This window comes from Loktanella sp. IMCC34160 (assembly GCF_004145845.1).
Taxonomy (GTDB): Bacteria; Pseudomonadota; Alphaproteobacteria; order Rhodobacterales; family Rhodobacteraceae; genus SELP01.
In genome coordinates this window covers 1-1,483 of the sequence record NZ_SELP01000015.1, presented here as the reverse complement: position 1 = coordinate 1,483, position 1,483 = coordinate 1, and the positions used below count along the sequence as shown (strand labels likewise).

Genomic DNA, 1,483 nt, shown 5'->3' with positions numbered 1-1,483 from the left:
GGCCGAATTCATTCTGCGTGTGCGGCATTTCCGTCTTGCTTTGTGGGGGTGTACCGTTACGTTCGCCCTTGGATTGAGTTGTTTGAGGGTATTGAGCGGTGAACACGGCATTTCGTCAGGAGACCCGGGCGGGCCGTTTGGAGCTTGAATCCGGGATTGCTCTGGCGCTGGTGTCCTTCCGCGGGGCCGAGCATCTCAACGCGCTTTTCGAGTATGAGCTGGACTGTGTGTCCGCCGATGGCGCGGTGGATTTCGACGCGCTTCTGGGCACCCATGCCAGCGTCATCCTGAAGTCCTATGACGCCTCCGAGACCCCGTTCGACGGTATCGTGACCGAGGCCCGCTGGCTGGGTCCGGGGGCCGATGGCCATGTCTTTCGCCTGCAGTTGCGGCCCTGGTTCTGGCTGGCCAGTCGCCGCCGCAACCAACGGATATTCCACAACAAAACCGCGCCCCAGATCCTGTCAGAGCTGCTGTCTTCCTATCTGGACGCGGGCCGGATGGTGGACCGTCTGCGCGGCGATTATCCGCAGCTGGAATACACCGTCCAGCACCGCGAGACCGACCTTGCCTTTGCCTGCCGCCTGATGGAGCGGCACGGCATCAGCTATCATTTCGAACACGCCCCCCTGTCGCACGACATGGTCCTGACCGACCGGGCCGAGGACCACGCCGACATCGGGCCGCGCCCCTTTCACCCGCATGAGGGCCACCACCGGGGCGAGCCGGAGGAGCATTTCTGGGACTGGCAGCCGGCCCGGCGGGTCACAACCGGCGCGGTCAAGCTGACCGATTACAACTTCAAGACCCCGAACGCCGCCATGCTGTCCGAGGCGATGGGCGATGCGGAATATTCGCAAGGCCAGATCGAGAGCTTCGACTGGCCGGGCGACCACCCGGACCCGGCCCGCGGCAAGCTGGTGGCGAGCCTGCGGATGCAGGCCGAACGCGGCCAGGACCGGCGGTTCAGCGCCGAGGGCGATGTGATCGGGCTGCGCGCCGGCGCGCGGGTGACCCTGTCGGGCGACAAGGTGCCGGGCACGGGCGGCGCCTATCTCTGCCTCACGGCGGTGCACAGCTATGCCGCCAACCGCTACGGTTCGGGCGGGGGCGACGACGGGGCGGCGCACCGGGCGCAGTTCACGCTTCTCCCGGCCGAGGCGCCGATGGTGCCCGAGTTGAAGACCCCGCTGTCGCTGGCGCCGGGGCCGCAAACCGCCCGGGTCGTGGGCGAGGGCGAGATCGACTGCGACGACTACGGGCGGATCCTGGTGCAATTCCCATGGGACCTCGACGGGGCCTGGTCGATGCGCTGCCGGGTCTCGCAAAACTGGGGCGGCAACGGCTGGGGCGGCATGGTGATCCCACGGATCGGCATGGAGGTGATCGTCGAATTCCTCGACGGAGACCCCGACAAACCCATCGTCACAGGCTGCGTCTACAACGGCAAAAACGACACGCCCTACCCGCTGCCGGAACATAA

1 protein-coding gene is annotated in these 1,483 nt (G+C 66.5%); it reads left to right on the top strand.

From position 1 onward, the window contains the following. Nucleotides 1-98: 98 nt before the first annotated feature. Nucleotides 99-1,483, top strand: a 1,385-nt coding sequence (gene tssI / locus EU803_RS18425) for a type VI secretion system tip protein TssI/VgrG (RefSeq protein ID WP_129685604.1), incomplete at its 3' end; no start/stop codon positions are given.